Below are 21,839 nucleotides of genomic sequence, written 5' to 3'. Positions count from 1 at the left end.
TCAAAAAACGAGTATCCGATCAACTGCAATTCTGGCGTTCAACAAACGGTGGTTTTTGCAAAGGCTGTGCGGGTGTGGCGAAGGTCGGCTATCTCAATGTTCAGACTCACATTTTGCATGATCGGCCAGCGACGCTAATACATAGCAATCATCAGCTACTCCGACGCCAGAGCAGCCGTCAGCTATTCGGGCAAGTTCTGCTTCAAGACGGGTCAAACTTGCAATCCTATCACGCACATCAACGAGCTGACGTTGAGCTATCTCCCCGGCTTCTGCACATGACCGATCAGGGCGGTCATTCAAAGAAATCAAGGATGAGATGGCCTCAATTGGAAATCCCAGATCGCGGGCGTGCTTGATGAAGCCAAGTTTTTCGAGTTCTGATTGCCCGTATCGTCTTTGATTGCCTTGTGTCCGCTCTGGTTCAGGAAGAAGCCTGATTTGCTCGTAGTAGCGGATCGTCGGCACCTTCACCCCAGTGCGCATTGCAAGCGTTCCAATGGAATACATTCAGAACACCTCTTGAACCTCTAGTTACTAGAGACATTAGGTTAGGGGAATCAGAGAAGCAAGAGTGTGTCATGTCCAATCAATACCTTACCCAAACACCTATCCTCGACTTCAACGCCCCAACAATCCAAAGGCTCATCGAAGCGCGGGGATGGCGCAAGCTTACTCCGGTAAACCGGATTGGTGCGATCTATGATTATGTGCGCAACGAAATCCTGTTTGGATATAATTCAATCGATGCGTTGCCAGCGTCGCGGGTGCTCGTAGATGGTTATGGTCAGTGCAATACCAAGGCTACACTGCTGATGGCCCTCTTACGGGCTGTAGACATATCTTGTCGCTTCCACGGATTTACGATTCATAAGGGCCTTCAACGCGGCATTGTGCCAGAAGCCATCTATCCACTGGTTCCCAAGAATATTCTGCATTCTTGGGTGGAGGTGCTCCATGATGGGACGTGGCTGGAATTGGAAGGCTTCATCCTTGATCAGGGTGTTTTAGCGGCACTTCAGGCTCGGTTTCCTGACAGGAGCAGCCTGTGCGCGTACGGAGCGGGGACCGACAATCTTCAGAATCCGAAAGTGAAATGGTGTGGAGAAAGCACATACATTCAACGGACGGGGATCAATAACGATCTTGGCATTTTCGATGCACCAGATGCTTTCTATGGTAAACATAAACAGCTTACTGGTCTGCGAGGGGCCCTGTATCGCTTGATCATCCGACACTGGATGAATCGGCGCGTGGTGCGAATGCGAGAGGGTCATGTGCCCACAATCCCGGGCGGAGCGCATAACCTCCTGCCACGTCAACCAAACTTCAACTCTTAGGGGGGGAGTATCTGATGTCAGCATTGCGATAATCTGTGAGCGTTCAACAAACGCTTCTAATTGGAACATATGCTAAGGATCTCGCTTAGAGCCACCAAAAACCCCGTGCATAACCGGAGTGGTTATTAAGGGCTTATGTGAAAGCAGCCATTTGCTGCGTCACAGAAGCTCGGTAGGATAGGCTCAAAGCCGCCTCCCAATTCTCGCAGACGCCCCTACTTGAAATTGCGGCTATTCTTGATCTGCTCCCATGCCCACATGACCTGCTGCAGTTGCTCTTCCTGACTGCGGTCGCCGCCGTTGATGTCGGGGTGCAACACCTTGATGAGGGCACGGTAGCTCTTGCGTACTTCGGCCTTGGTCATGGTGTCCTTGGCCTCGAGGATGTCGATGGCCTGACGCTCGGTCGGGGGCAGGCGCTTGCCGCCGCCGGCCTTGTCCTTGCCGGGGTTGCGTGTGGCGTTAACGCCCAGCACCTGATGCGGATCTTCGATCCCCAGCCGTGCCCAGGCGCGCGCCTCGGGGTCGGTGAATGCCTTGGTCTCGCGTTCCCACACCTTGTCCTTTGACAGCTGTGCGTTGATCTCGGCCTCGGTTGTGCCGTCGAAAAAGTTCCACTTAAGGTTATATTCGCGCACATGCTGCTGGCAGAACCAAAAGAATTCGTCCAGCACGTCGGGCGCCTTGGGCGCGCGGTATTTGCCCGGCTCCTGACAGCCCTCATGCTCGCAGAGGCGGGTCGACGTCTCGGACGCGCCGGACATGCCACGCCGACCGCGGGGGTTTTTCTTTTTGGCCGATGACACGGACATGTCAAAACCGAATGGATCTGATTTGCTCATCTGGCACCCCTTTTCGAGTCGAAGCGGATACATTACCCTAAACTCACGCGAATTGAAGGGGGCGAGGGGCATTAATATGGATAAGGCGGCAGAAATCCGCGCGGCGTTGGAACGCAGCTTTGATGCACAATTCCTTGAAGTTATTGACGAAAGTGAGTCGCATCGTGGTCACGCCGGTTATCCAGAGGGCGGACAATCGCATTTTCGGGTGCGCATTCGGGCGGATGCGCTCACGCCTTTGTCCCGAATTGCGCGCCACAGGGCGATCCATACGGCCATCGGTCCAGACCTGATCGGGCGCATTCATGCGTTGGCGATCGAGGTGGATGCCTGAGCCGCTTTGGCCAGAGCGCCCCGGTCTAGTCTTCTTTCGGTGTCTTTGGCCCCGGCGTGTCAGGTTCCGATCCCGGCTCTGCCGGTGTCTTGATCGGCTCGGCTGGGTCCGCACGAGAGGGCTGGATTGGCGTCAGAGCAGGTTCGCGACGCTCACGTTTAGCGGTATCGGGCTCATCAACATCCGGCGATACTGCCTCGGCTACGGTCTGGGCAGTCGAGATGACCTCATCAGCGGCGCTCTCTTCTTCGGCCTTGGCGCGGCGGAACACCATCAGCGTGCGATAGACCGTTTGCGTCGAGGTCAGGCCCTGCCGCTCGTCGCTGGGTAGAATATCGGTGCGCATGTAGTCCCAGCCCTCGGCTGCCTGTAGGTTCAGCAGTGCCTCGACTGTGTTGGCAAACCGCGCCTCGGGCGCCTTGACGCCGGGCGTCTTGGTGCCTTTGGCGGGGGCGGGGATCACCTTGTATTCATAATGCGCCATGGTGCCGCTTCCTCGTCGATTGGGTTGATTTGCGTCAGCTTATCCGCGTGGCCGCATGGTTGAAAGGTCCGCGCCTAGCTCTTGCGCCTGATACCCATGGGCAGGCCCACGGCCTCGGGAACGGGCAGGGCGTTATGTGCTGCCTGCATGGCCGCGACGCGCGCGGCGATATCGTCGGGCATGGGTGCGACGCGCGGGCCACTCATGTCGATATGCAGCGTCAGCGCCTCGGCTGTGGCGGCGACCCAGCCGTCCTCGTGAATCAACTGCTGAAAGCTGTGAAAGCGTTTAGCGTCGTGATCCAGCAGCTGGACCGAGCAGCGCACGCGATCCCCCTCATGCAATTCGCGCAGATAGCGCACACGGAAATCGGCAACATAGGTGGTCATGCCGCGCGTGCGCGCATAGTCCGCGCCAAAGCCGATCAGGCGATAAACGTCGACGATGCCATCATCGAAGAGCACACTATAATAGGCCATGTTCAGATGCCCATTGTAGTCGATCCATTCAGGTCGAACGACCATCCAGTCCGACAGGGCAGGGCCGATTTGTGCGTCGTCCGTCATTATAGCCCCAGTTTGGCAGCGACGATGTCGTTCACCGCCTTGGGGTTTGCCTTGCCGCCGGTTGCTTTCATCACCTGACCGACGAACCAGCCAGCCAGCTTTGGATTGGCCTGCGCCTTTTCGACCTGAGCGGGGTTGTCGGCAATGATCTGATCAACGGCGGTCTCAATCGCGCCGGTGTCGGTGACCTGTTTCATGCCGCGCTCATCGACGATTTTCGCGGGATCACCACCCTCGGTATAGACGATCTCAAAGAGATCCTTGGCGATCTTGCCTGAGATTGCGTCGGATGCGATCAGGTCCACGATAGCGCCCATTTGCGCGGGGCTGACCGGACTGTCGGTGATATCCGCAGCTTCCTTTTTCAGGCGCCCGAACAACTCGTTGATGACCCAGTTCGCCACTAGCTTGCCATCGCGACCAAGGGCTGCGGATTCGAAATAGGCGGCGTTGGCGACCTCAGCTGTCAGGACGCTGGCGTCGTATTCAGACAGGGCGAAATCTTTGACAAAGCGCGCCTTTTTGGCGTCAGGCAGCTCGGGCAGGGACGCTTCTATCTGATCGACCCATTCCTGCTCAATCTCCAGCGGCAGAAGGTCGGGATCGGGGAAGTAGCGATAATCATGCGCCTCTTCCTTGGAGCGCATTGACCGCGTCTCGTTCTTGTCCGGATCATAGAGGCGCGTTTCCTGCACCACCTCGCCGCCACCCTCGACAATGGCGATCTGGCGGCGCGCCTCGACGTCGATGGCGGCCTGAATGAACCGCATGGAGTTCATGTTCTTGATCTCGCAGCGCGTGCCAAGGTGGCTGAAATCCTGCGTTTCCTGATATTTTTCGTACTGGCCGGGGCGGCAGATGCTGACGTTCACATCGGCGCGCAGATTACCGTTCTGCATGTTGCCGTCGCACGTGCCGAGGTAACGCAGAATCTGGCGCATTTTCAGGACATAGGCCGCCGCCTCTTCGGGGCCGCGAATGTCGGGGCGGCTGACGATTTCCATCAGGCAGACGCCCGTGCGGTTCAGATCGACGAAGGACATGTTCGGGTCCATGTCGTGGATGGATTTGCCTGCGTCCTGCTCCATATGGATGCGCTCGATCCGGACCAGCCGAGCGATGCCGGGCTCCATATCCACCAGCACTTCGCCCTCGCCGACGATGGGGTGGTATAGCTGGCTGATCTGATAGCCTTGCGGCAGGTCGGGATAAAAGTAATTCTTGCGATCAAACGCCGATTTCAGATTGATCTGCGCCTTAAGGCCAAGGCCCGTGCGCACCGCCTGCTCAATGCAAAATTCGTTGATGACAGGCAACATGCCGGGCATTGCGGCATCAACAAACGCGACGTTTGAATTGGGCTCGGCGCCAAAACGGGTAGACGCGCCCGAAAACAGTTTCGAGTTCGACGCGACCTGCGCATGCACCTCCATGCCGATGACCAGTTCCCAATCGTGTTTCGCACCTGCGATCACGCGTGGTTTCGGGGTCTCATATGTCAGGTCCAGCATGGGCGGCGTCCTTTGGTCAGGTCGCCTGCGTTCTAAGTCAGCCGCGCGCGTGGGGCAAGAGGCGCGCGCCCTTCAGGGCGAGGGCAGCATATACATGCCCGAAGGTGAGAATGCGATGGATTGGCCGCGGCCGATATCGTCGGCAAATTGCGCGGCGATAGCGTGCAGGGCAGTGCGCCTCCCTTCGCTGATCAGGGCCTTGCGCGAGGGCAGAGGCGCGGCGCCGGGGCGATGCAACGCCTGTGTCCAGATCAGCGGATGTAACTCATGCAGGTGGTCGCGCAGGATCCATGTCAGGCTATCGTGCAGCGTTGCGCGCGCGGTGCGATCTGCGGGCGCAACCTCAATACCGGCGCGCATCGTGACCGCGCAGAAGGCGGCCAGCAGGTTCGCGCTGTGCTGGTCGGGACGGCGGCGCAGGATATCATGCAGCCCGTCGACAAAAAACGCGGCATCCAGCAACGTCAATGCGCCCGCGTCCTGCGCAAGCGCATCGAAATAGACCCAAGTGTATGCCCCTGCACCCCAGACATCGCCGGTGCGCACAGCGGTGCGGCGCGCTTCCAGTTCCAGTTCGCGGTAGCTGCCCATTCGGGCGGGCAGCATGGCGGCGCCGAGGGCGCGCATGTGGCGCGGGCTCGCCGGGTCCAGATCAATCAGATCTTCAAAGTGATCTGCAATGCGCGGCTCGTGGCCTCTGGCGGTGGTCGATAGGGCGCCCGACAGCGCGCAATGTGCGGCGACCAGCGACGGCGCGTCTTCTTCAAAACCGCACAGACCCTCGAGCAATGCGTGCGCACGCCCGGCATGATGGCGCGCTTTGGACGGTGCGCTGTCCAGCGTATTGGCGGCAGGGATGGCGTGCCAAGCCCAAAACATATCGAGATGCGCCAGCGCCACGATCAGCTGAATTGGGTACGCGCCCGGATGCTCCTGCGCGACCGACTCGAACGCATCGATACCATCGGGTTTCGGGGCGACGCCGTCATGCAGTGCATCCTCGGCCATCGAAATCACGTCGCTGCGCGCACCGAAGGCCAGCAGCATCGCCGCCGATTCGCCGCCGGGGGTCGCCGTGCGGTCATGGTCCGCCTGCCGGATTTGTTGTGCCAGTTGATCCCACATCTCTTGGCGGGCGAGATACAGGCCGCGATCCTGATAGGCAGCGCGCGCCATTTCTTCGTCGGTGACGTGGATCGAGGGCAGGATGATGTGGCTGCTGAGCCTGTCCAGATCAGCGTGCGAGCGGCTGGTGGAAACACGCCCGCTGGTGCCGGGATGCGCTCCGCTGCGACCAAGCAGGGCACTGGCGCGCCCCCAAAGTCTGGTCATCGTTCTGGTCATCGGGGGGATCACGATCAGCGGGCCTTCCTGTGCTACCACGTTTCGCGAAAACCTGAGATACAGATTTTCACGGAACGCGGGCAATACTCATTTGTTTCGCTGCGTTTCGGGTCATCCCGGTTTCAGGTCTGAGCCTAAACGCTCTAGTCATGTGACCGGTTTGCTTTCGCTTTCGGGCCAAAACATGTCGGGCCTTGGGAAATGCGGTGATGATGCGTTAAACCGCCGCTAACCAAGGCCCGTGGGGGGCGGCATTGCCTGCCCGCGGATTTTCAGCGATTATGGCGCATGAACTGGACCTCCCTATGCCTTTGCGCGCTGTTGTGCGCAGCGCCCGCAGCGCAGATCGCGCACGCCTCAGATGTCGTGCCCACCACGCCGACCCGACCCGCCGCGCGCTCGGCTGAAATCCCCAAGGCCCGCTGGGATCACCGCCCCGGCGGCGCGGCCTGGACGCGCGACGCACTGGCGGCGCTGGCCCAGCACGGCGCGCCGCTGGTCAGCACCGTGCCCCGCGACATTGCCGCGTGGTGCCCCGGCTATCCATCGGCGAATGTGGCGCAGCGCCGCGCCTTTTGGGTCGGGTTTCTGTCGACACTGTCCAAACACGAAAGCACCTATCGCGCCAAGGCAGTGGGCGGCGGTGGGCTGTGGTTTGGCCTCTTGCAGATCCTGCCGAGCACCGCGCGCGGCCATGGCTGCCGCGCACGCACAGGCGGAGCGTTAAAGGATGGGGGCGACAACCTCAGCTGTGCGATCCGCATCATGGCGCGCACCGTGACACGCGACAAGGCGATCGCGATCAAGGAGGGGCGCTGGCGCGGCGTCGCCGCCGATTGGGGACCGTTACGCATTTCGAACAAGCGGACCGACATGTCGTCTTGGCTGCGCGGCCAGAGTTATTGCGCCATCACCAAATCGCCACGTCCGCAGCGGCGCCCGAAATCCATCGAGTTACTGCGCAGCGCCAAGACCGACCGTTGAATCGCGCCGGTCCCGTTTAGCTTTGCAGGATGCGCCCGACCATCTCGGTGGTGTCGCGGCTTAGCTTTGGTTGATCCGCGATACGCCGCAGTTGTTTTTTGATAAGTGTCTGACGCGCATCGTCATAGCGTCGCCAGGTCTCGAACGCCGAACACATGCGCGCTGTCGTCTGCGGGTTCAGCGGATCAAGCTTGATCAGCCAGTCCGCGAGCAGGCGATACCCCTCGCCGCTGGCGTGATGGAATCCGGCAGGTGATCCTGCCAACGCGCCAAGCGTTGCGCGAAACCGGTTGGGATTTTTCATTGTGAAATCAGGATGCTGAGTCAGCCGCTCGGTCACTGCTACCGTTTGATCGGGCGCGGCATGAGCGATCTGCAGGCCGAACCATTTGTCGATCACCAGTCGGTCATCCTGCCACTGCTCGTAAAAGGCCTGCACAGCCGTATCGCCCTTGCCCGCTTGCAAAAGGCACCCCAGCGCCGCCAACTGCTGGGTCATGTTGTCGGCAGAATCGTACTGCGCCTGCGCCGCAGCACCGCCATCGCGGCGGGTGATCATTGCCAGCGCTGCATTTGCCAGCGCACGTGCGCCGGATTGTTCGGCGTCGGGGCGGTAGGTCTCGCCGACCTGATGCTGGCTGTATAGCGCGTTGGCGGTATCCTCCAACGCCTCCGCGCGGGCGTCTTTGAGTGCTTCCAGCGCGTCCCAGATCGCCTGCGGATCGGGCGTGCTGCCGGCATCATGGATCGCCTGCGCCAGATCGTCCTGGCTGGGCAGCCCAAGCGTCAGCGCGCGAAAGGCGGGATCAAGACTGTCATCCGTCGCCATCGTGCGAACCGCCTCAAGATAGGCGGCATCGGGGTTGGCCCCTTCGCTGATCATTTCCAACAGGCCCGCACGGGCAAGGGCGCGCCCCGCCTCCCATTTATTGAAGGGGTCAGTGTCGTGGGCCAGAAGGAAGGCGCGCTCGGCATCGTTCGTCTCGCGCATCAGGATCACCGGGGCCGAAAAGCCGCGCAGGATCGATGGGATAGGATGGGCGGAAAGCCCAGTGAATTCAAAATTCTGCTCGGCCTTGTTCATCTCAAGGATGCGCGTCTCGACTACCTCATCACCGTTCTGGCCCAGTAGGCCGACGGCAATGGGGATGACGCGAGGCGGCTTGCTGTCCTGCCCCGGCGTTGGAGGTGTTTCTTGTTTGAAATTAAGGGTGTATGTGCCGTCCTTAAACTCATCGGTGACCGACAGGCGCGGTGTGCCTGCATCCTCGTACCAACGCTTGAACTGTGCCAGATCGCGGCCCGTCACATCCTCGAACACTTTCAGCCAGTCCTCGATCGTGCAGGCCTGCCCGTCGTGGCGCTGGAAGTAGAGCGTTAGCGCCTTGGACCATGCCTCATCGCCAACTAGCGTTTTCAGCATCCCGATCAGCTCGGCACCCTTTTCATAGACAGTCGCGGTGTAGAAATTGTTGATCTCGACAAAGCTGTGGGGCCGGACCGGATGCGCCAATGGCCCGTTATCCTCGCGGAATTGCCGCGCGCGCAGGACGATGACATCCTCGATCCGCTTGACCGGCGCACTGCGCATGTCTGAGGTGAACTGCGCATCGCGAAAGACCGTCAGCCCTTCTTTCAGGCACAGCTGAAACCAGTCGCGGCAGGTAATGCGGTTGCCCGTCCAGTTGTGAAAATACTCATGCGCAATTATCGCCTCAATCCGCTCAAAATTGGCGTCGGTCGACGTCTCGGGTGAGGCGAGGACGCAGGACGAGTTGAAGATATTCAGCCCCTTGTTTTCCATCGCGCCCATGTTGAAATCATCGACGGCGACAATGTTGAACAGGTCCAGATCGTATTCGCGCCCGTAAACCTCTTCGTCCCAGCGCATGGAATCCTTCAACGCCTGCATTCCAAAGGCGCATTTGCCCTCGTCGCCGGGGCGCACCCAGATGTTCAGGTCGACCTCGCGGCCTGACATGGTGGTAAAACTGCCCGGATGATTGACCAGTCGCCCGGCCACCAGCGCAAAGAGGTAGGCCGGTTTTGGCCACGGGTCATGCCATTCTGCAAAGCCATCGCCGCTATTGCCGGGATTGCCGTTCGAGAGCATCACAGGCTCGTCGCCCTCGATGCGAACGGTGAAAACGCTCATCACATCAGGGCGATCGGGGTAGTAGGTGATCTTGCGAAAGCCTTCGGCCTCGCATTGGGTGCAATACATGCCGCTGGACATGTAGAGCCCTTCGAGCGCGGTGTTGGACGCTGGATTGATTTCAACCTCCGCCTCCCAGGTGAACGCGCCGTCCGGGACGTCGCAGGTAAGGCCATGCGCGCCGACGTCGGGCGTGACCTCAGCGCCGTCGATACGGGCCGAAATCAATTTCATGTTCTCGCCGTCCAGCGCGAAATCGCGACTGGACGCGTCGGGATTCGGTGCGAATTCGATGCGGCTAAGCACCCGCGTGCCGGTGGGGTCCAGCCGGAACGTCAGATGCACACTGCTCACCAGCCAGTTTGGCGGGGTATAGTCGGCAAGGTGAATGGCTTGGGGGGCGGCGTGCGACATTGCTGCATCCTTTTGGTCGGAACCTCTTGGCTCGTGTCAGAGTTAGAGCGTTAATAATCGGCCTTCAATGGCCTATCGCGGCGCAGAGGCCGCGCATTCAGCAAATGGAGTACGCAGATGTCTGCACCCGACACAAACACCGAAAAGACTAAGGCCGCGCACAAGACACCCATCGCTGGAATGATCGGCATGGTGGTTTTCGCTGTCGTGCTGCTGTTTGGGCTGGTGACGTGGCTTAGCTATGCCGGGAACGACCCCGGTGAGGCGGGCGGAGTTGAGGATGGTATCGGCACCGAAGTGACCGGCTCTGACGCTGGTTCGGACTAGCGCGAGGCCCTGCTCTGGCTTTTTGTTAGCGGGGCGCGGATGACGCGCGATAGGGTTGAATTTTTCGCAATCTGCGGTGAAAGTGCGGGCATCTGAATTTCATCGCGAAGGCCACATATGAAACGTCCCGTCATCGGCATCATAGGCAATCATTATGTCATTGAGAATCGCTATCCGGTCCATGCCGTCGGGCGGATGAATCTGGACGCGGTGGCGCAGGTGGCGGGCGGGATGCCCTATATTATCGCCGCCGACCCCGAACTGGTCGGCGTGGACGAGTTGATGGAGGTTTGTGATGGGTTCGTGCTGACCGGGGGGCGCGCGAACGTGCACCCGGATCAGTACGGCGAGCTTGCAACAGACGCTCATGGCGCGTTTGATCCGGCGCGCGATGCGATCACATTGCCACTGGTGCGCGCCTGCGTCGAGGCAGGCCAGCCGATCCTGGGCCTTTGCCGCGGCTTTCAGGAGGTGAACGTGGCGCTGGGGGGAACCCTCTATCCCGAAATCCGCGACCTGCCGGGGCGCGATGATCATCGGATGCCACCCGAAGGCACGCTGGAAGAGCAGTTTGCCCTGCGCCATTTTGTCAGCTTTACCGAAGGGGGTGTGTTTCACCGCCTGATGGGCGCGCGCGAGGTTATGACCAACACGCTGCACGGGCAGGGTATCGCGACGCCGGGCCCTCGCGTGATTGTTGATGGCCACGCGCGCGACGGTACTGCCGAGGCGATCCATATCAGCGGTGCGGCCGGCTTTGCGCTGGCTGTTCAATGGCATCCGGAGTGGAACGCCGCAATTGACCCTGTCTCGCGCCCGCTGTTTGAGGCGTTCGGCGCGGCGGCGCGCCATTGGGCGGCGGGGCATGGCCCGGTTTCGGTGTTGAAATCGGCCTGAGGAATTTGACTTAGGCGCGATCGTCCAACATCGGCGCGTTTGGCCGTGTGCGACCTCGCCCAATTGATAGACGTTGCGCGACTCTTGGTCTGTTCAGAATGCGGGCGCGACGCTAAAGCGTTTTGGACGTTGGAGCGTTTGGCCATAATTTCTGATTGAGAATTCAGGTAAAACGTTATTGGTCTGCCAAAGATCACTGACAAGAGCGCGAGGTGCCATGCAACCTGATCCGCCCCCGCCGGAAAAAGGCCCGATTGAGCGCCCCAAGAGCGGCGCTGTGATCCGCGCGCTATGGGTCTGCGTCGGGTCGGTTTCCTTGGCGCTGGGTGCGGTGGGGGTGATACTGCCGCTCTTGCCGACGACGCCTTTTGTTCTGCTGGCCGCTTTTGCATTCGCACGCAGCGCGCCGCGGTTGCGCGCTTGGCTGACCGGCAATCGCGCCTTTGGCCCGATCATCGCCGACTGGGAAGCACATGGCGCCATCGCGCCGCGCTACAAGGCTATGGCCTGTACGGCGATGGGCGCCGTCTTGCTGGCCTCTCTGTTAGGCGGGCTGTCATGGCGGCTTATTGCTGTGCAGACGATCTGCATGAGTGGCGCGGCGATCTACGTGCTTAGCCGGCCCTCGCGGTAGCACCGATAGGATTTGGTAAAGCAAAGGATAGGAAAACCCTGTTTTGCCCCTAGCGCCACCAGCGCGTAACCTGAGAAAATTGCGCAACAGGGGGACGATATGACGCAGCAGATCTATGTCGCGGGCGATTGGGTGGCGTCGAACGCCAGCGAAACACTGGATTGCGTCGACCCATCAACTGGCGAGGCCTTCGACAAGATTGCCAATGGAAATGCGCAGGACGTGGATGCCGCTGTAAAAGCTGCACGCGCCGCATTGCCTGGCTGGCGCAGCACGCCTGCGGGCGAACGCGCGGCACTGCTGCGCAAGGTGGCGGCGGCCATTGTCGACAATCGCGAGGATCTGGCCGCGCTTGAGACGCGCGACAACGGCAAGCCCATGGCCGAATCCTACATCGACGTCGATACCATCGCCGCCATTTTCGGCATGTATGCTGATATGGCCGACGATCTGGCCACGAACCCCGAAGAGGTGGTCGAAACCGGCGGCGACGTGATGGAGGTCACCGTCGCGCGCGTGCCTATTGGCGTGATCGGTATGATTACCCCGTGGAATTTTCCACTGGAGCAGTTCACGTGGAAGGTTGCGCCCGCGCTTGCCGCTGGCTGCACCGCCGTGATCAAGCCGTCGGAATTTACCTCGCTCAGTTCGCTGGCCCTTGCGCGGCTGATGGGCGAGGCGGGGCTGCCTGCGGGCGTTTTGAACGTCGTGACCGGCACGGGGCCTCGCGTGGGCGAGGCGCTGGTGATGCATCCGGGTGTCGACAAAGTGTCGTTCACCGGTAGCACCGCAACGGGCAAGCAGATCATGCGCGGCGCGGCGGAGGACCTAAAGCGGGTTAGTCTGGAACTGGGTGGCAAGAACCCTGTGATCGTATTCGACGATGTTGATATCGACGCGGCGGCGGAGTGGGTCACTTTCGGCGCCTTCGTCAATCAGGGGCAGGTTTGCACGGCCACTTCGCGCCTTTTGGTGCACGAGGCGATTGCCGACAAGTTCGAAGCGCGGCTGGCCGAGGTGGCCGCTAACGTCAAGATCGGTAGCGGCGATACCGACGCCGTCAAGATGGGGCCGCTGGTCAGCCAGTCGCAATATGACAAGGTGATGGGTTATATTGAGACCGGTCGCAGCGAGGGCGCGCGCGTTCTCACCGGTGGCGGGCGCCCTGACGAAATGGACAAGGGCTATTACATCGCGCCGACGATCTTTACCGACGTTACTGCGGATATGAGGGTCTGGCGCGAAGAGATCTTTGGCCCGGTCCTTAGCGTCATGCGCTTTGCCGACGAGGCCGAGGCGATCCAGTTGGCCAACGACACGCCCTACGGCCTTGCCGCTACGGTTCTGAGCGCCGACGAGGCTCGGACTGAACGTGTGGCAGACGCGCTCGAGGCCGGGATCACTTGGCAGAACTGCAACAACATGGTGGTCATTCAGGCCCCTTGGGGCGGCGTCAAGAAAAGCGGCATGGGCCGCGAACTGGGACGCTGGGGACTGGATGCGTTCCTTGAGCCGAAACAAAAAACGCGTTGGAAGGCGGGCGGCGGCGTCGGCTGGTATGATATGAAGATCGCCTGAGCGCGCCACCCTCCCAAGACCCTCCCGAGAAAGGGATTTTTAATGCCCAAGGACAGCACCTCCAAACGCGATCCGCGCTATGACATCCTGTTTGAGCCAGTCAAGATCGGCCCCGTGACGGCCAAGAACCGGTTCTATCAGGTGCCTCATTGCAACGGTGGCGGCTATCGCGACCCGTCGGCGGCCGCGCAGATGCGCAACATCAAGGCGCAAGGTGGCTGGGGCGTGATCTTTACCGAGCAGGTCGAGATGCACCAGACGTCCGAAATCACTCCGTTTATTGAGCTAAGGCTCTGGGAGGACAAGGATATTCCGGGCCTCGCGCGCATGGCCGAGGCGATGAAGACGGACGGCGCGCTGGCGGGGATCGAACTGGCCTATAGCGGCGTCAATGGCGGCAATCTCTATACCAAAGAGGTGCCGATGGCGCCGTCGCATTCGCCGATCCTGACCTTTTACAAGGACCCGGTCAGCGCCCGCGCGATGGACAAGCAGGACATTCGCGATCTGCGCCGCTGGCACCGCAATGCCTGCCTGCGGGCGAAAACTGCCGGATATGATATCATTGAACTTTATGGTGCGCATGGGTTTGGCGTGATCCAGCACTTCCTGTCGCCGCTGACGAACCAGCGGGATGACGAATATGGTGGCAGCCTGGAAAATCGCGCGCGCTTGTTCCGTGAACTTATCAGCGAGTGCAAGGATGCTGTCGGCGATTCCATCGCTATTTCCGTGCGCCTGTCGCTGGAGGAAATCGGCGGGCTGGAAAACCCGGAAGTACGCGACATGATCGAAATGAACGCCGATCTGCCGGACCTCTGGGATCTGGGCCACGGCACATGGGAGGATTGTTCCGGCCCGTCCCGCTTTACCGAAGAGGGCGCGCAGGAACCGCTGGTGCGCGGCATCAAGGAGCTGACGGACAAGCCTGTGGTCGGCGTCGGCCGCTTTACCTCGCCCGATGCGATGGTCAGCCAGATCAAGCGCGGTGTGCTGGATTTCATCGGCGCGGCGCGCCCCTCGATTGCCGATCCGTTCATCCCGCGCAAGATCGATGAGGGCCGCGTCGAGGATATTCGCGAGTGCATCGGCTGCAATATCTGCGTGACCGGCGATATGACGATGTCGATCAGTCGCTGCACGCAAAACCCCACCTTTATGGAAGAGTGGCGCAAGGGCTGGCACCCCGAAGAGATCGACGCCAAGGGCGAGACTGAAAACGTGCTGATTATCGGCGCCGGTCCAGCTGGCCTTGAGGCGGCGCGCGCCGCTGGTGAACGCGGCTATCAGGTGGCACTGGCCGAGGCGGGAACCGAACTGGGCGGGCGCGTCGCGCTGGAATGTCAGTTGCCGGGGTTGGCGACGTGGGGGCGTGTGTGCGACTATCGCCAGCACCAGATCAGCACCATGCCGAACGTCGAGGTCTACTTCGACTCGCGGCTTAGCGCGCAGGACGTGCTGGATTTCGGATTTGAGAACGTCGCGATTGCCACCGGGTCAACCTGGCGGCGCGACGGGGTGGCGCGCCATAACCTGCTGCCCATTTCCATCGACGACGCGATGGCGATCTTTACCCCCGACGATCTGATGGCGGGGAAACTGCCCGAGGGCGGGCATGTCGTGCTATATGACGACGATCACTATTACATGGGCGGCGTTCTGGCCGAACTCTTGGTGCAAAAGGGGCTGGAGGTGACGCTGGTCACGCCCGCGAACCTCGTCAGCGAGTGGACGCTGAACACGCTGGAGCAGCACCGCATTCAAGCCCGCATGATCGAACTGGGCGTGAACATCATCACTGCGCAGGCCGTAACGTCGGTCGAGGCCAAGGGCGTAACGCTGGCCTGTGCGTTTACCGGGCGTACGCGCACGATTGACTGCGATGCGACGGTCCTTGTCACCTGCCGTCTGCCCAATGACGATCTGTGGCAGGCGCTGAAAGCGCGCGAGGATGAGTGGAAGGGTGCAGGCATCAAAAAGATCGAGCGCATTGGAGATGCCAACGCGCCCGCGCCCATCGCATGGGCCACCTATGCCGGTCACCGCTTTGCCCGCGAATTGGACGTGGTGCGCGGCGAGGATGAACTGTCCTTTCGCCGCGAAGTGACCGAACTGGCCCCAAAGGAGACGTTTCGATGAGTAACGCCGTGGCTGCCGCGCCAATTCATGACGCCACTCCGGGCGCTGCCAGCTCTGCTCGTGCGGCGGTCGAATTGGAGAACGTCGAAAAGACATACGGATCGGGCGCGACGGCGGTCAAGGCGCTGAAAGGCGTCAGCTTTGACATCGCCGATAACGAATTCTTCACACTGCTTGGCCCCTCGGGCTGCGGCAAGACCACGCTGTTGCGCGCGATGGCGGGGTTCGAGCATGTGACGGCTGGCACCATTCGCCTCTTTGGCGAGGATATTGTTGACGTGCCGACCTACAAACGCTCGATCAACACCGTATTTCAGCACTACTCGCTGTTCCCGCACATGACCGTGGCGGAAAATGTCGCCTACGGCCTCAAGCGGCTGAAAAAGTCCAAGGACGAGATCAAGACGACGGTTGCCGACATGCTGGAACTGGTCAAGATGTCGGAATTCGGCCCGCGCTTGCCCACGCAGCTATCGGGCGGTCAGCAACAACGCGTTGCACTCGCTCGCGCGCTGGCGCCGCACCCCAAGGTGCTGCTGCTGGACGAACCGCTGTCGGCGCTGGACCTCAAGCTGCGCCAGTCGATGCGTCAGGAATTGAAGCAAATTCAGGCGCGTACCGGCATCACCTTTATCTTTGTCACCCACGATCAGGACGAGGCGCTGTCGATGTCCGACCGCGTCGCCGTCATGTCGGCGGGCCTTGTACAGCAGGTCGGCACACCAAATGAGATTTATGAGCATCCCGCCAACCGCTTTGTCGCGGGCTTTGTCGGGGACGCGAATTTCATTGAGGCGAGCATCGCGTCGCCCATCGGCGCGACGGTCACCTGCCGCACCAAGGGCGGGGCCGAGTTGCAGGCCGACGCCAAGAACCTGCTGCCCGATCAGCGCGACGTGACGCTGTTTCTGCGCCCCGAAAAGGTGAAACTGGCCAAGGCCGGGGCAGGGACGATTGATGGAGAAATCACGGACATCCAATATCTCGGAAACTCGACCATGATGCAGATCGACATAGGCGAGGCCGAACCGCTGATCGTCACCGAGCCACTTGGCGAGGTCGACCAAGGCCTGCGCCGCGTCGGCGATAAGGTGGGCGTGATCCTCAGCCCCACCGCCCTGCAGATTCTGGTGGAATGATGGCGAACCTGCCCAGCAGCCCCGCCCTCAGACGCACATTGTCGTTGACGCCCGCGCTGGGCATCATCGGAATTTTCATGCTGATCCCTGTCGGCATCATCGCGGTATTCTCATTCCTTGAGGCCAAGTCATTCGGTGGCGTTGTCTGGAGCTTTTCGACCGACGCCTATGTGCAGCTGCTCTATGAGCGGGCGCTGGATGACAGCCTGATCCTTAGCCCCGGCTATCTAATCATCATAGCGCGGTCATTCCTGTTGGCCGGAATTGCAATGCTCTGCTGCCTCGTCGTTGGTTTTCCGGTGGCATATTTCATCTCGCGCCAGCCGCTTCAGCATCGCAATATGTGGATACTGCTGATCACCATCCCGTTCTGGACGAACCAGCTGGTGCGCACGTTCGCGTGGATCATCATTCTGGGCCGCAACGGCATTATCGAGACGCCGTTTCACTGGTTGGGCATCCTTGGCAGTGATGACACGCTGGGCCTGATGTACAGTAATTTCGCCATCGCAGTGGGGCTGACCTACACGTTCATCCCGCTGATGGTCCTGCCGATCTATGCGAGCCTTGAAAAGCTGGACTTTACCTTGGTCGAAGCGGCAGCCGATCTCTATTCCTCCAAATGGGAGGCGTTCACCAAGGTCATTATCCCGCTCTCCAAGCCGGGCATCATTGCGGGCTGTTTGCTGGTCTTTATCCCCAGCCTTGGCGCGTTTATCCAGCCCGACCTTTTAGGTGGGGGCAAGAATATGATGCTGGGCACGCTGGTGCAGTTCCAATTCTCGACGGCGCGCAACTGGCCGTTCGGTGCCGCGATCGCAATGATCCTGCTGGCGGCAGTGGTCGCGTTCCTGATGATCTATGCCCGCGCCGCGCGTGGTCAGCAAAAGATGGAGCTGCACTGATGGCCGTCTCGGATCAGATCACACCCGTCGCGACCAAAGCGAAGAAGCGCCGCGCCTTTGGTGAGGTGCCGGGCCTCGGCGCGGTGGCCATCGCCTTCATGGTGTTCCTCTATCTGCCGATCATCGTGCTGGTGATCTATTCGTTCAACGCGGGCAATATCGTGATGGTCTGGACCGGGTTTTCGACCGACTGGTATGCCAAGGCGTTCGCCAACGCCGATATCCGCAAGGCCGCGCTCAACTCGCTGGTCGTGGCGACCAGCGCGACGGCGATTGCCACGACCTGCGCCACATTGGCCGCGCTGGCACTGGCGCGGGGCGGTTCATTTAGGGGCAAGGGCGCGACTGTCGGTATCATCACCCTGCCGCTGATGGTGCCGGAAATCGTGACCGCCGTGGCGATGCTGGTGTTTTTCTCGAACCTCGGCCTCAGTCTTGGCCTTGGAAACGTGATCTTGGCCCATGTGACGTTCTGCATCCCGTTCGCCTTCATGCCGATCCGCGCGCGCCTCGACGGGATGGACACCACGTTAGAGCAAGCCTCGCGTGACCTTTACGCCTCGGATTGGGAGACGTTTCGACTGGTCACGCTACCCCAGCTCATGCCCGGTGTTCTGGCCGGCGCGATGCTGAGCTTTGTCATCTCGATGGACGATTTCATCATCACGCTGATGGTGGCTGGCGCCGGCGACACGACGCTGCCCGTCTATATCTATTCCATGATCCGGCAGGGCATCACGCCCGAGATCAACGCGGTCTCGTCGATCCTGCTGCTTTTTTCGATCGTGCTGGTGACCGCCTATTGGTTCACCACGCGCACCAAGCCCGACGGCAAAAACCATTAAGAAACTCAACAGGGAGAAGACCAAATGAAACTTACCAAAATGTTCGGCCTGATGGCCGGGACCAGCCTGATCGCGGGGGCCGCGATGGCCGAAGGCACGCTGAACCTCTACAACTGGACCGACTACACCTCGCCCGAGATGATCGAGAAGTTCGAGGCCGAGACCGGCATCGACGTCGTCCTCGACACCTACGATTCCAACGAGACGCTGCTGGCCAAAATGCAAGCAGGCGCGACGGGCTACGACATCATCGTACCCAGCCACAACTTTGTGCCGATCTTCATCTCCGAAGGGCTGGTGCAGAAGGTCGACGCGACCCAGATGGAAAACTTCGCCAATGTGCAGGATCGCTGGAAGAATCCCGAATGGGACCCCGACCAGCAATATACCGTGCCATTCCACTGGGGATCGGCCTCGGTATCTTACCGCCCCGACCTCTATGGCAAGGAACTGACCAGCTATGGTGAGTATTTCGAGCCTGCCGAAGAGGTGCAGGGTCGCATCGGCGTGTTCAAGACGCCCGAAGAGATCGTGAACCTCGCGCATCTCTATCTGGGTCAGGATTTCTGCAACGAGAACCCCGAGGAAATGCAAAAGGTGCAGGATCTGCTGGTCGCGCAGAAGCCCAGCGTCGTTGCCTATAGTTCGGAGGGGATGAACGACCGGCTGATCAACGGCGACACGATCATCACGTCGCATTGGAACGGCTATTCGTTCAAGGGCCGCAAGCTGGCCGAAGAGGCGGGCAAGGAGATCGTTTACGCCTATCCCAAGGAGGGTGTGGTCGGTTGGTCCGACAGCCTTATGATCCCCGTTTCGGCTGAGAATGTCGAGAATGCCAAGATCTTCATGAACTTCATCATGGACCCCGAAAACATGGGGATGCAGTCCAATTTCGCGGGCTATGGCGGGCCGATCGAAGGCCAGCGCGAATTCATGACGCCTGAGCTGCGCGATGCGCCTGAGATCAACGTCCCTGAGGATGCCAAGATGATCTTTTCCTTTGCGTGTAACGAAAAGTCGCAAAAGCTGATCGACCGCGTCTGGACCAACGTCCTGCGTTAACATCTACGGCCTGCGCGGCGTGCGCGCGCAGGCCCATTTTTCGGGAGGTCAGCGATGAAGACGGGCTTTGTTTGTCACGAGAAATACATGTGGCACGATACCGGCCACGCGGGAATTTTCATCCCCTCGATAGGGTATGTGCAACCTGCCGAGCACGCCGAAAGCCCCGAGAGCAAGCGGCGAATCCGTAACCTCATGGAGGTGACCGGGCTGCTGGAGAAGCTGATCCTTATTGCGCCGCGCCCAGCCACGCGCGACGAGGTGCTGCGTTATCATACGCCTGACTACATCGACCGGCTGGCGCAGCTCAGCGCCGAGCGGGGTGGGGATGCGGGCATGACCACGCCCTTTGCCGGTGGTGGCTATGACATCGCGCTGCTGTCTGCGGGCGGCGTGATTGCCGCCGCCGAGGCGGTGGTAGACGGCAAGGTCGACAATGCCTATGCGCTGGTGCGCCCGCCCGGCCATCACGCCGAGGCAGATGTGGGCAAGGGATTTTGCCTGCTGGCCAACGGCGTTCTGGCCATCAAGCACGTGCAGGCGACGCGCGGTATCGGACGTGTTGCCGTGCTGGATTACGATGTGCATCACGGCAACAGCGCCGAACATGCGTTTTACGACGACCCTAATGTGCTGACAATTTCGATCCATCAGGACAACTGCTTTCCTCCTGATTCAGGTGCGGCTGGCGACACTGGGCGCGGCAAGGGCGAGGGCTATAACATCAACGTTCCGCTACCGCCGGGCAGTGGCCGCGAGGCCTATCGCGCCACGTTCGAGCGTGTTGTTGTGCCGGCCATCACCGCGTTCAAGCCCGATCTGATCGTGGTCCCCTCGGGATTTGACGCCGGGGGTTTTGATCCGCTCGGCCGCATGATGCTGTCTTCGGGCAGCTACCGCGAGATTGCGGCGACGATGAAATCGCTGGCGGCGGACCTTTGCGGCGGTCGCCTGCTCTTTACCCACGAGGGCGGATATGCCGCCGTGCATGTCCCGTTCTGCGCCCATGCCGTTATCGAAGAACTGTGCGAGGCCGAGACCCGTATCGACGATCCGTTCGCGCCGATCCTTGAGGGGATGGGGGGCCATCAGCTCTATCCACACCAAGAGGCGGTGATCGACACTGCCGCCGAATTTGCTAATAAAATTAAATAACTATGCAGGGAAATTCACCATGAACATTAAGATCAATGACTCCATGCTGCCCACCGGCGAGCGTGGCAAAGTCACGCTTGATCCGTTGAATTCGCCCACGCTGCCGTCGCGCTATTACACGGATGAGGGCATCTATCGCCAAGAGATGACACATATACACCGCAAGGCCTGGACCTATGTCGGCCATGTCGGCGACGTGCCGGAGACGGGGTATTATTTCACCGACACCGTGGGCGAGCAGCCCATTGTCGTGGTGCGCGGCGGCGATGACGTGGTGCGCTGTTTCTACAACGTCTGCCCGCATCGCGGCCACCAACTGGTCGAGGGCGCCGGCAAGCTAAAGGCCAAGGGCATTAGCTGTCCCTATCATGCTTGGATGTTCCACCTCGATGGCCGCCTTGGCGTTGCGCGCCTGACAGAACACGTCAAGGATTTCGACAAATCGCAGTTCGGGCTAAAGGAAATCCGCATCGCCTTTGCCGCCGGGCTCATCTTTGCGACGCTGGATCCTGACGCGCCTGATTTCGCCACGGAAATGGACGGCTTTGTCGAGAATATCGAGCATTTCCTGCCGACGGCCAAGGATTTCGTCGTCGCCGAGCGTCTGCATTATGACATCAAGGCGAACTGGAAAACCGTCGTCGATAACTTTTCCGAGGCGTATCACATCCCGATCTGCCACCCGCAACTGTCCAAAGTTCTGGAACAGGAGATGGAAGAGCTAAAGGCAGAGCGTCGCTGGACCTTCAACCGCTTCAAAAGCAAAGAGGGGTTTCCCGGCTTTGAGTTGACGCCCGGTTCGCCCTACTACGCGTGGCAGGCGTGGCCGCATTTTTGCGCGCTCAGCCTGCCGGGATCGAACAACCTGATCGTGCTGCGCATGGCGCCTGATGGCGTCGGCGGATGTTCCGAACGGGTGGACATCTACACGCCCAAGGGCGAAGAAAATAACCCCAATCTGGGCGCGGTGCGTGATCTTTTCATGCATATGTTCAACATTGAAGACATCGCGATTGTCGAGAGCGTCCAGCGCGGCCTCGCGTCCATGGGCTATGATCAGGGCCGCTATATCTGCGACAAGGAGGATAGCTGGTTCACCGAATATCAGCTGCACTGGCTCCACATGCAGGTGCTTGAGGCGCTGGGCGGCGACGGGCAAGGAGCGGCTTAACGCCACTTTG

General features: G+C 60.3%; 21 protein-coding genes. 14 read left to right on the top strand and 7 right to left on the bottom strand.

What is annotated here, in order from left to right:
- Positions 1–93: 93 nt before the first annotated feature.
- Complete coding sequence (locus tag U3654_RS09190) at positions 94–510, bottom strand: helix-turn-helix domain-containing protein (RefSeq protein ID WP_324755038.1); 417 nt, start codon at positions 508–510, stop codon at positions 94–96.
- Positions 511–581: 71 nt separating this feature from the next.
- On the opposite strand from U3654_RS09190, the gene U3654_RS09185 reads away from it, so the two are divergent.
- Positions 582–1,340, top strand: coding sequence for a transglutaminase family protein (locus U3654_RS09185; protein WP_324755037.1), 759 nt, complete (start codon positions 582–584; stop codon positions 1,338–1,340).
- A gap of 215 nt (positions 1,341–1,555) precedes the next feature.
- On the opposite strand, the gene U3654_RS09180 is transcribed toward U3654_RS09185, so the two are convergent.
- Positions 1,556–2,182: a J domain-containing protein gene (locus U3654_RS09180; RefSeq protein WP_324755036.1), complete on the bottom strand. Its 627-nt coding sequence runs from the start codon at positions 2,180–2,182 to the stop codon at positions 1,556–1,558.
- A gap of 76 nt (positions 2,183–2,258) precedes the next feature.
- On the opposite strand from U3654_RS09180, the gene U3654_RS09175 reads away from it, so the two are divergent.
- On the top strand, positions 2,259–2,516 hold the full coding sequence (locus tag U3654_RS09175; RefSeq protein WP_324755035.1) for a BolA family protein: 258 nt from the start codon (positions 2,259–2,261) through the stop codon (positions 2,514–2,516).
- A gap of 25 nt (positions 2,517–2,541) precedes the next feature.
- Here U3654_RS09175 and U3654_RS09170 read toward each other — a convergent pair whose 3' ends face one another.
- The 4 genes from U3654_RS09170 to U3654_RS09155 form a co-directional block, all read right to left on the bottom strand.
- Entirely contained in the window at positions 2,542–3,000 is a 459-nt protein-coding gene (locus tag U3654_RS09170; protein WP_324755034.1) for a hypothetical protein, read from the bottom strand.
- 74 nt (positions 3,001–3,074) lie between these two features.
- Positions 3,075–3,566, bottom strand: coding sequence for a thioesterase family protein (locus U3654_RS09165; RefSeq protein ID WP_324755033.1), 492 nt, complete (start codon positions 3,564–3,566; stop codon positions 3,075–3,077).
- On the bottom strand, positions 3,566–5,077 hold the full coding sequence (gene gatB / locus U3654_RS09160) for an Asp-tRNA(Asn)/Glu-tRNA(Gln) amidotransferase subunit GatB (RefSeq protein WP_324755032.1): 1,512 nt from the start codon (positions 5,075–5,077) through the stop codon (positions 3,566–3,568). Before gatB ends, U3654_RS09165 begins: the two co-directional genes overlap by 1 nt.
- Positions 5,078–5,149: 72 nt before the next feature.
- Positions 5,150–6,409 (bottom strand): hypothetical protein, encoded by a 1,260-nt coding sequence (locus U3654_RS09155; protein WP_324755031.1) that lies wholly within the window; start codon positions 6,407–6,409, stop codon positions 5,150–5,152.
- A 300-nt stretch (positions 6,410–6,709) separates the two neighbouring features.
- Between U3654_RS09155 and U3654_RS09150 the strand changes: the two genes are divergently transcribed.
- Complete coding sequence (locus U3654_RS09150; protein WP_324755030.1) at positions 6,710–7,405, top strand: transglycosylase SLT domain-containing protein; 696 nt, start codon at positions 6,710–6,712, stop codon at positions 7,403–7,405.
- 16 nt (positions 7,406–7,421) lie between these two features.
- Here the strand turns inward: U3654_RS09150 and pepN are convergent, their stop codons facing one another.
- The gene (gene pepN, locus U3654_RS09145) at positions 7,422–9,974 is read right to left on the bottom strand and encodes an aminopeptidase N (RefSeq protein WP_324755029.1); all 2,553 of its coding nucleotides are present in this window, start codon (positions 9,972–9,974) and stop codon (positions 7,422–7,424) included.
- Positions 9,975–10,091: 117 nt separating this feature from the next.
- On the opposite strand from pepN, the gene U3654_RS09140 reads away from it, so the two are divergent.
- The 11 genes from U3654_RS09140 (at position 10,092) to U3654_RS09090 (ending at position 21,829) form a co-directional block, all read left to right on the top strand.
- Entirely contained in the window at positions 10,092–10,301 is a 210-nt protein-coding gene (locus tag U3654_RS09140) for a hypothetical protein (protein ID WP_324755028.1), read from the top strand.
- 117 nt (positions 10,302–10,418) lie between these two features.
- On the top strand, positions 10,419–11,198 hold the full coding sequence (locus U3654_RS09135) for a gamma-glutamyl-gamma-aminobutyrate hydrolase family protein (RefSeq protein WP_324755027.1): 780 nt from the start codon (positions 10,419–10,421) through the stop codon (positions 11,196–11,198).
- Between the two features lie 217 nt (positions 11,199–11,415).
- Entirely contained in the window at positions 11,416–11,832 is a 417-nt protein-coding gene (locus U3654_RS09130; protein WP_324755026.1) for a YbaN family protein, read from the top strand.
- A gap of 99 nt (positions 11,833–11,931) precedes the next feature.
- Complete coding sequence (locus U3654_RS09125; RefSeq protein ID WP_324755025.1) at positions 11,932–13,410, top strand: aldehyde dehydrogenase family protein; 1,479 nt, start codon at positions 11,932–11,934, stop codon at positions 13,408–13,410.
- Positions 13,411–13,452: 42 nt separating this feature from the next.
- The gene (locus U3654_RS09120; RefSeq protein ID WP_324755024.1) at positions 13,453–15,549 is read left to right on the top strand and encodes an FAD-dependent oxidoreductase; all 2,097 of its coding nucleotides are present in this window, start codon (positions 13,453–13,455) and stop codon (positions 15,547–15,549) included.
- A complete protein-coding gene (locus U3654_RS09115) occupies positions 15,546–16,688 on the top strand; it encodes an ABC transporter ATP-binding protein (RefSeq protein ID WP_324755023.1) in 1,143 nt (380 codons plus the stop codon). The genes U3654_RS09120 and U3654_RS09115 overlap by 4 nt, the downstream gene beginning before the upstream one ends.
- A complete protein-coding gene (locus U3654_RS09110; protein WP_324755022.1) occupies positions 16,685–17,593 on the top strand; it encodes an ABC transporter permease in 909 nt (302 codons plus the stop codon). Before U3654_RS09115 ends, U3654_RS09110 begins: the two co-directional genes overlap by 4 nt.
- Entirely contained in the window at positions 17,593–18,438 is an 846-nt protein-coding gene (locus U3654_RS09105) for an ABC transporter permease (RefSeq protein ID WP_324755021.1), read from the top strand. Before U3654_RS09110 ends, U3654_RS09105 begins: the two co-directional genes overlap by 1 nt.
- 24 nt (positions 18,439–18,462) lie before the next feature.
- The gene (locus U3654_RS09100) at positions 18,463–19,503 is read left to right on the top strand and encodes an extracellular solute-binding protein (RefSeq protein WP_324755020.1); all 1,041 of its coding nucleotides are present in this window, start codon (positions 18,463–18,465) and stop codon (positions 19,501–19,503) included.
- A 54-nt stretch (positions 19,504–19,557) separates the two neighbouring features.
- Positions 19,558–20,658, top strand: a complete 1,101-nt coding sequence (locus U3654_RS09095; RefSeq protein ID WP_324755019.1) for a class II histone deacetylase — start codon at positions 19,558–19,560, stop codon at positions 20,656–20,658.
- Between the two features lie 19 nt (positions 20,659–20,677).
- The gene (locus U3654_RS09090) at positions 20,678–21,829 is read left to right on the top strand and encodes an aromatic ring-hydroxylating dioxygenase subunit alpha (protein ID WP_324755018.1); all 1,152 of its coding nucleotides are present in this window, start codon (positions 20,678–20,680) and stop codon (positions 21,827–21,829) included.
- Positions 21,830–21,839: the final 10 nt, after the last annotated feature.

Source organism: Roseovarius sp. Pro17 (assembly GCF_035599575.1).
Lineage (GTDB): Bacteria > Pseudomonadota > Alphaproteobacteria > Rhodobacterales > Rhodobacteraceae > Roseovarius.
Note: the sequence above shows the minus strand (reverse complement) of the source record. Positions and strands in the feature narration are given on the sequence as shown.

What these genes read in the sequence shown, in the direction of transcription:
- U3654_RS09190 (WP_324755038.1), bottom strand. Translation starts at nt 510, where the DNA reads ATGTATTCCATTGGAACGCTTGCAATGCGCACTGGGGTGAAGGTGCCG.
- U3654_RS09185 (WP_324755037.1), top strand. Translation starts at nt 582, where the DNA reads ATGTCCAATCAATACCTTACCCAAACACCTATCCTCGACTTCAACGCC.
- U3654_RS09180 (WP_324755036.1), bottom strand. Translation starts at nt 2,182, where the DNA reads ATGAGCAAATCAGATCCATTCGGTTTTGACATGTCCGTGTCATCGGCC.
- U3654_RS09175 (WP_324755035.1), top strand. Translation starts at nt 2,259, where the DNA reads ATGGATAAGGCGGCAGAAATCCGCGCGGCGTTGGAACGCAGCTTTGAT.
- U3654_RS09170 (WP_324755034.1), bottom strand. Translation starts at nt 3,000, where the DNA reads ATGGCGCATTATGAATACAAGGTGATCCCCGCCCCCGCCAAAGGCACC.
- U3654_RS09165 (WP_324755033.1), bottom strand. Translation starts at nt 3,566, where the DNA reads ATGACGGACGACGCACAAATCGGCCCTGCCCTGTCGGACTGGATGGTC.
- gatB (WP_324755032.1), bottom strand. Translation starts at nt 5,077, where the DNA reads ATGCTGGACCTGACATATGAGACCCCGAAACCACGCGTGATCGCAGGT.
- U3654_RS09155 (WP_324755031.1), bottom strand. Translation starts at nt 6,409, where the DNA reads ATGACCAGACTTTGGGGGCGCGCCAGTGCCCTGCTTGGTCGCAGCGGA.
- U3654_RS09150 (WP_324755030.1), top strand. Translation starts at nt 6,710, where the DNA reads ATGAACTGGACCTCCCTATGCCTTTGCGCGCTGTTGTGCGCAGCGCCC.
- pepN (WP_324755029.1), bottom strand. Translation starts at nt 9,974, where the DNA reads ATGTCGCACGCCGCCCCCCAAGCCATTCACCTTGCCGACTATACCCCG.
- U3654_RS09140 (WP_324755028.1), top strand. Translation starts at nt 10,092, where the DNA reads ATGTCTGCACCCGACACAAACACCGAAAAGACTAAGGCCGCGCACAAG.
- U3654_RS09135 (WP_324755027.1), top strand. Translation starts at nt 10,419, where the DNA reads ATGAAACGTCCCGTCATCGGCATCATAGGCAATCATTATGTCATTGAG.
- U3654_RS09130 (WP_324755026.1), top strand. Translation starts at nt 11,416, where the DNA reads ATGCAACCTGATCCGCCCCCGCCGGAAAAAGGCCCGATTGAGCGCCCC.
- U3654_RS09125 (WP_324755025.1), top strand. Translation starts at nt 11,932, where the DNA reads ATGACGCAGCAGATCTATGTCGCGGGCGATTGGGTGGCGTCGAACGCC.
- U3654_RS09120 (WP_324755024.1), top strand. Translation starts at nt 13,453, where the DNA reads ATGCCCAAGGACAGCACCTCCAAACGCGATCCGCGCTATGACATCCTG.
- U3654_RS09115 (WP_324755023.1), top strand. Translation starts at nt 15,546, where the DNA reads ATGAGTAACGCCGTGGCTGCCGCGCCAATTCATGACGCCACTCCGGGC.
- U3654_RS09110 (WP_324755022.1), top strand. Translation starts at nt 16,685, where the DNA reads ATGATGGCGAACCTGCCCAGCAGCCCCGCCCTCAGACGCACATTGTCG.
- U3654_RS09105 (WP_324755021.1), top strand. Translation starts at nt 17,593, where the DNA reads ATGGCCGTCTCGGATCAGATCACACCCGTCGCGACCAAAGCGAAGAAG.
- U3654_RS09100 (WP_324755020.1), top strand. Translation starts at nt 18,463, where the DNA reads ATGAAACTTACCAAAATGTTCGGCCTGATGGCCGGGACCAGCCTGATC.
- U3654_RS09095 (WP_324755019.1), top strand. Translation starts at nt 19,558, where the DNA reads ATGAAGACGGGCTTTGTTTGTCACGAGAAATACATGTGGCACGATACC.
- U3654_RS09090 (WP_324755018.1), top strand. Translation starts at nt 20,678, where the DNA reads ATGAACATTAAGATCAATGACTCCATGCTGCCCACCGGCGAGCGTGGC.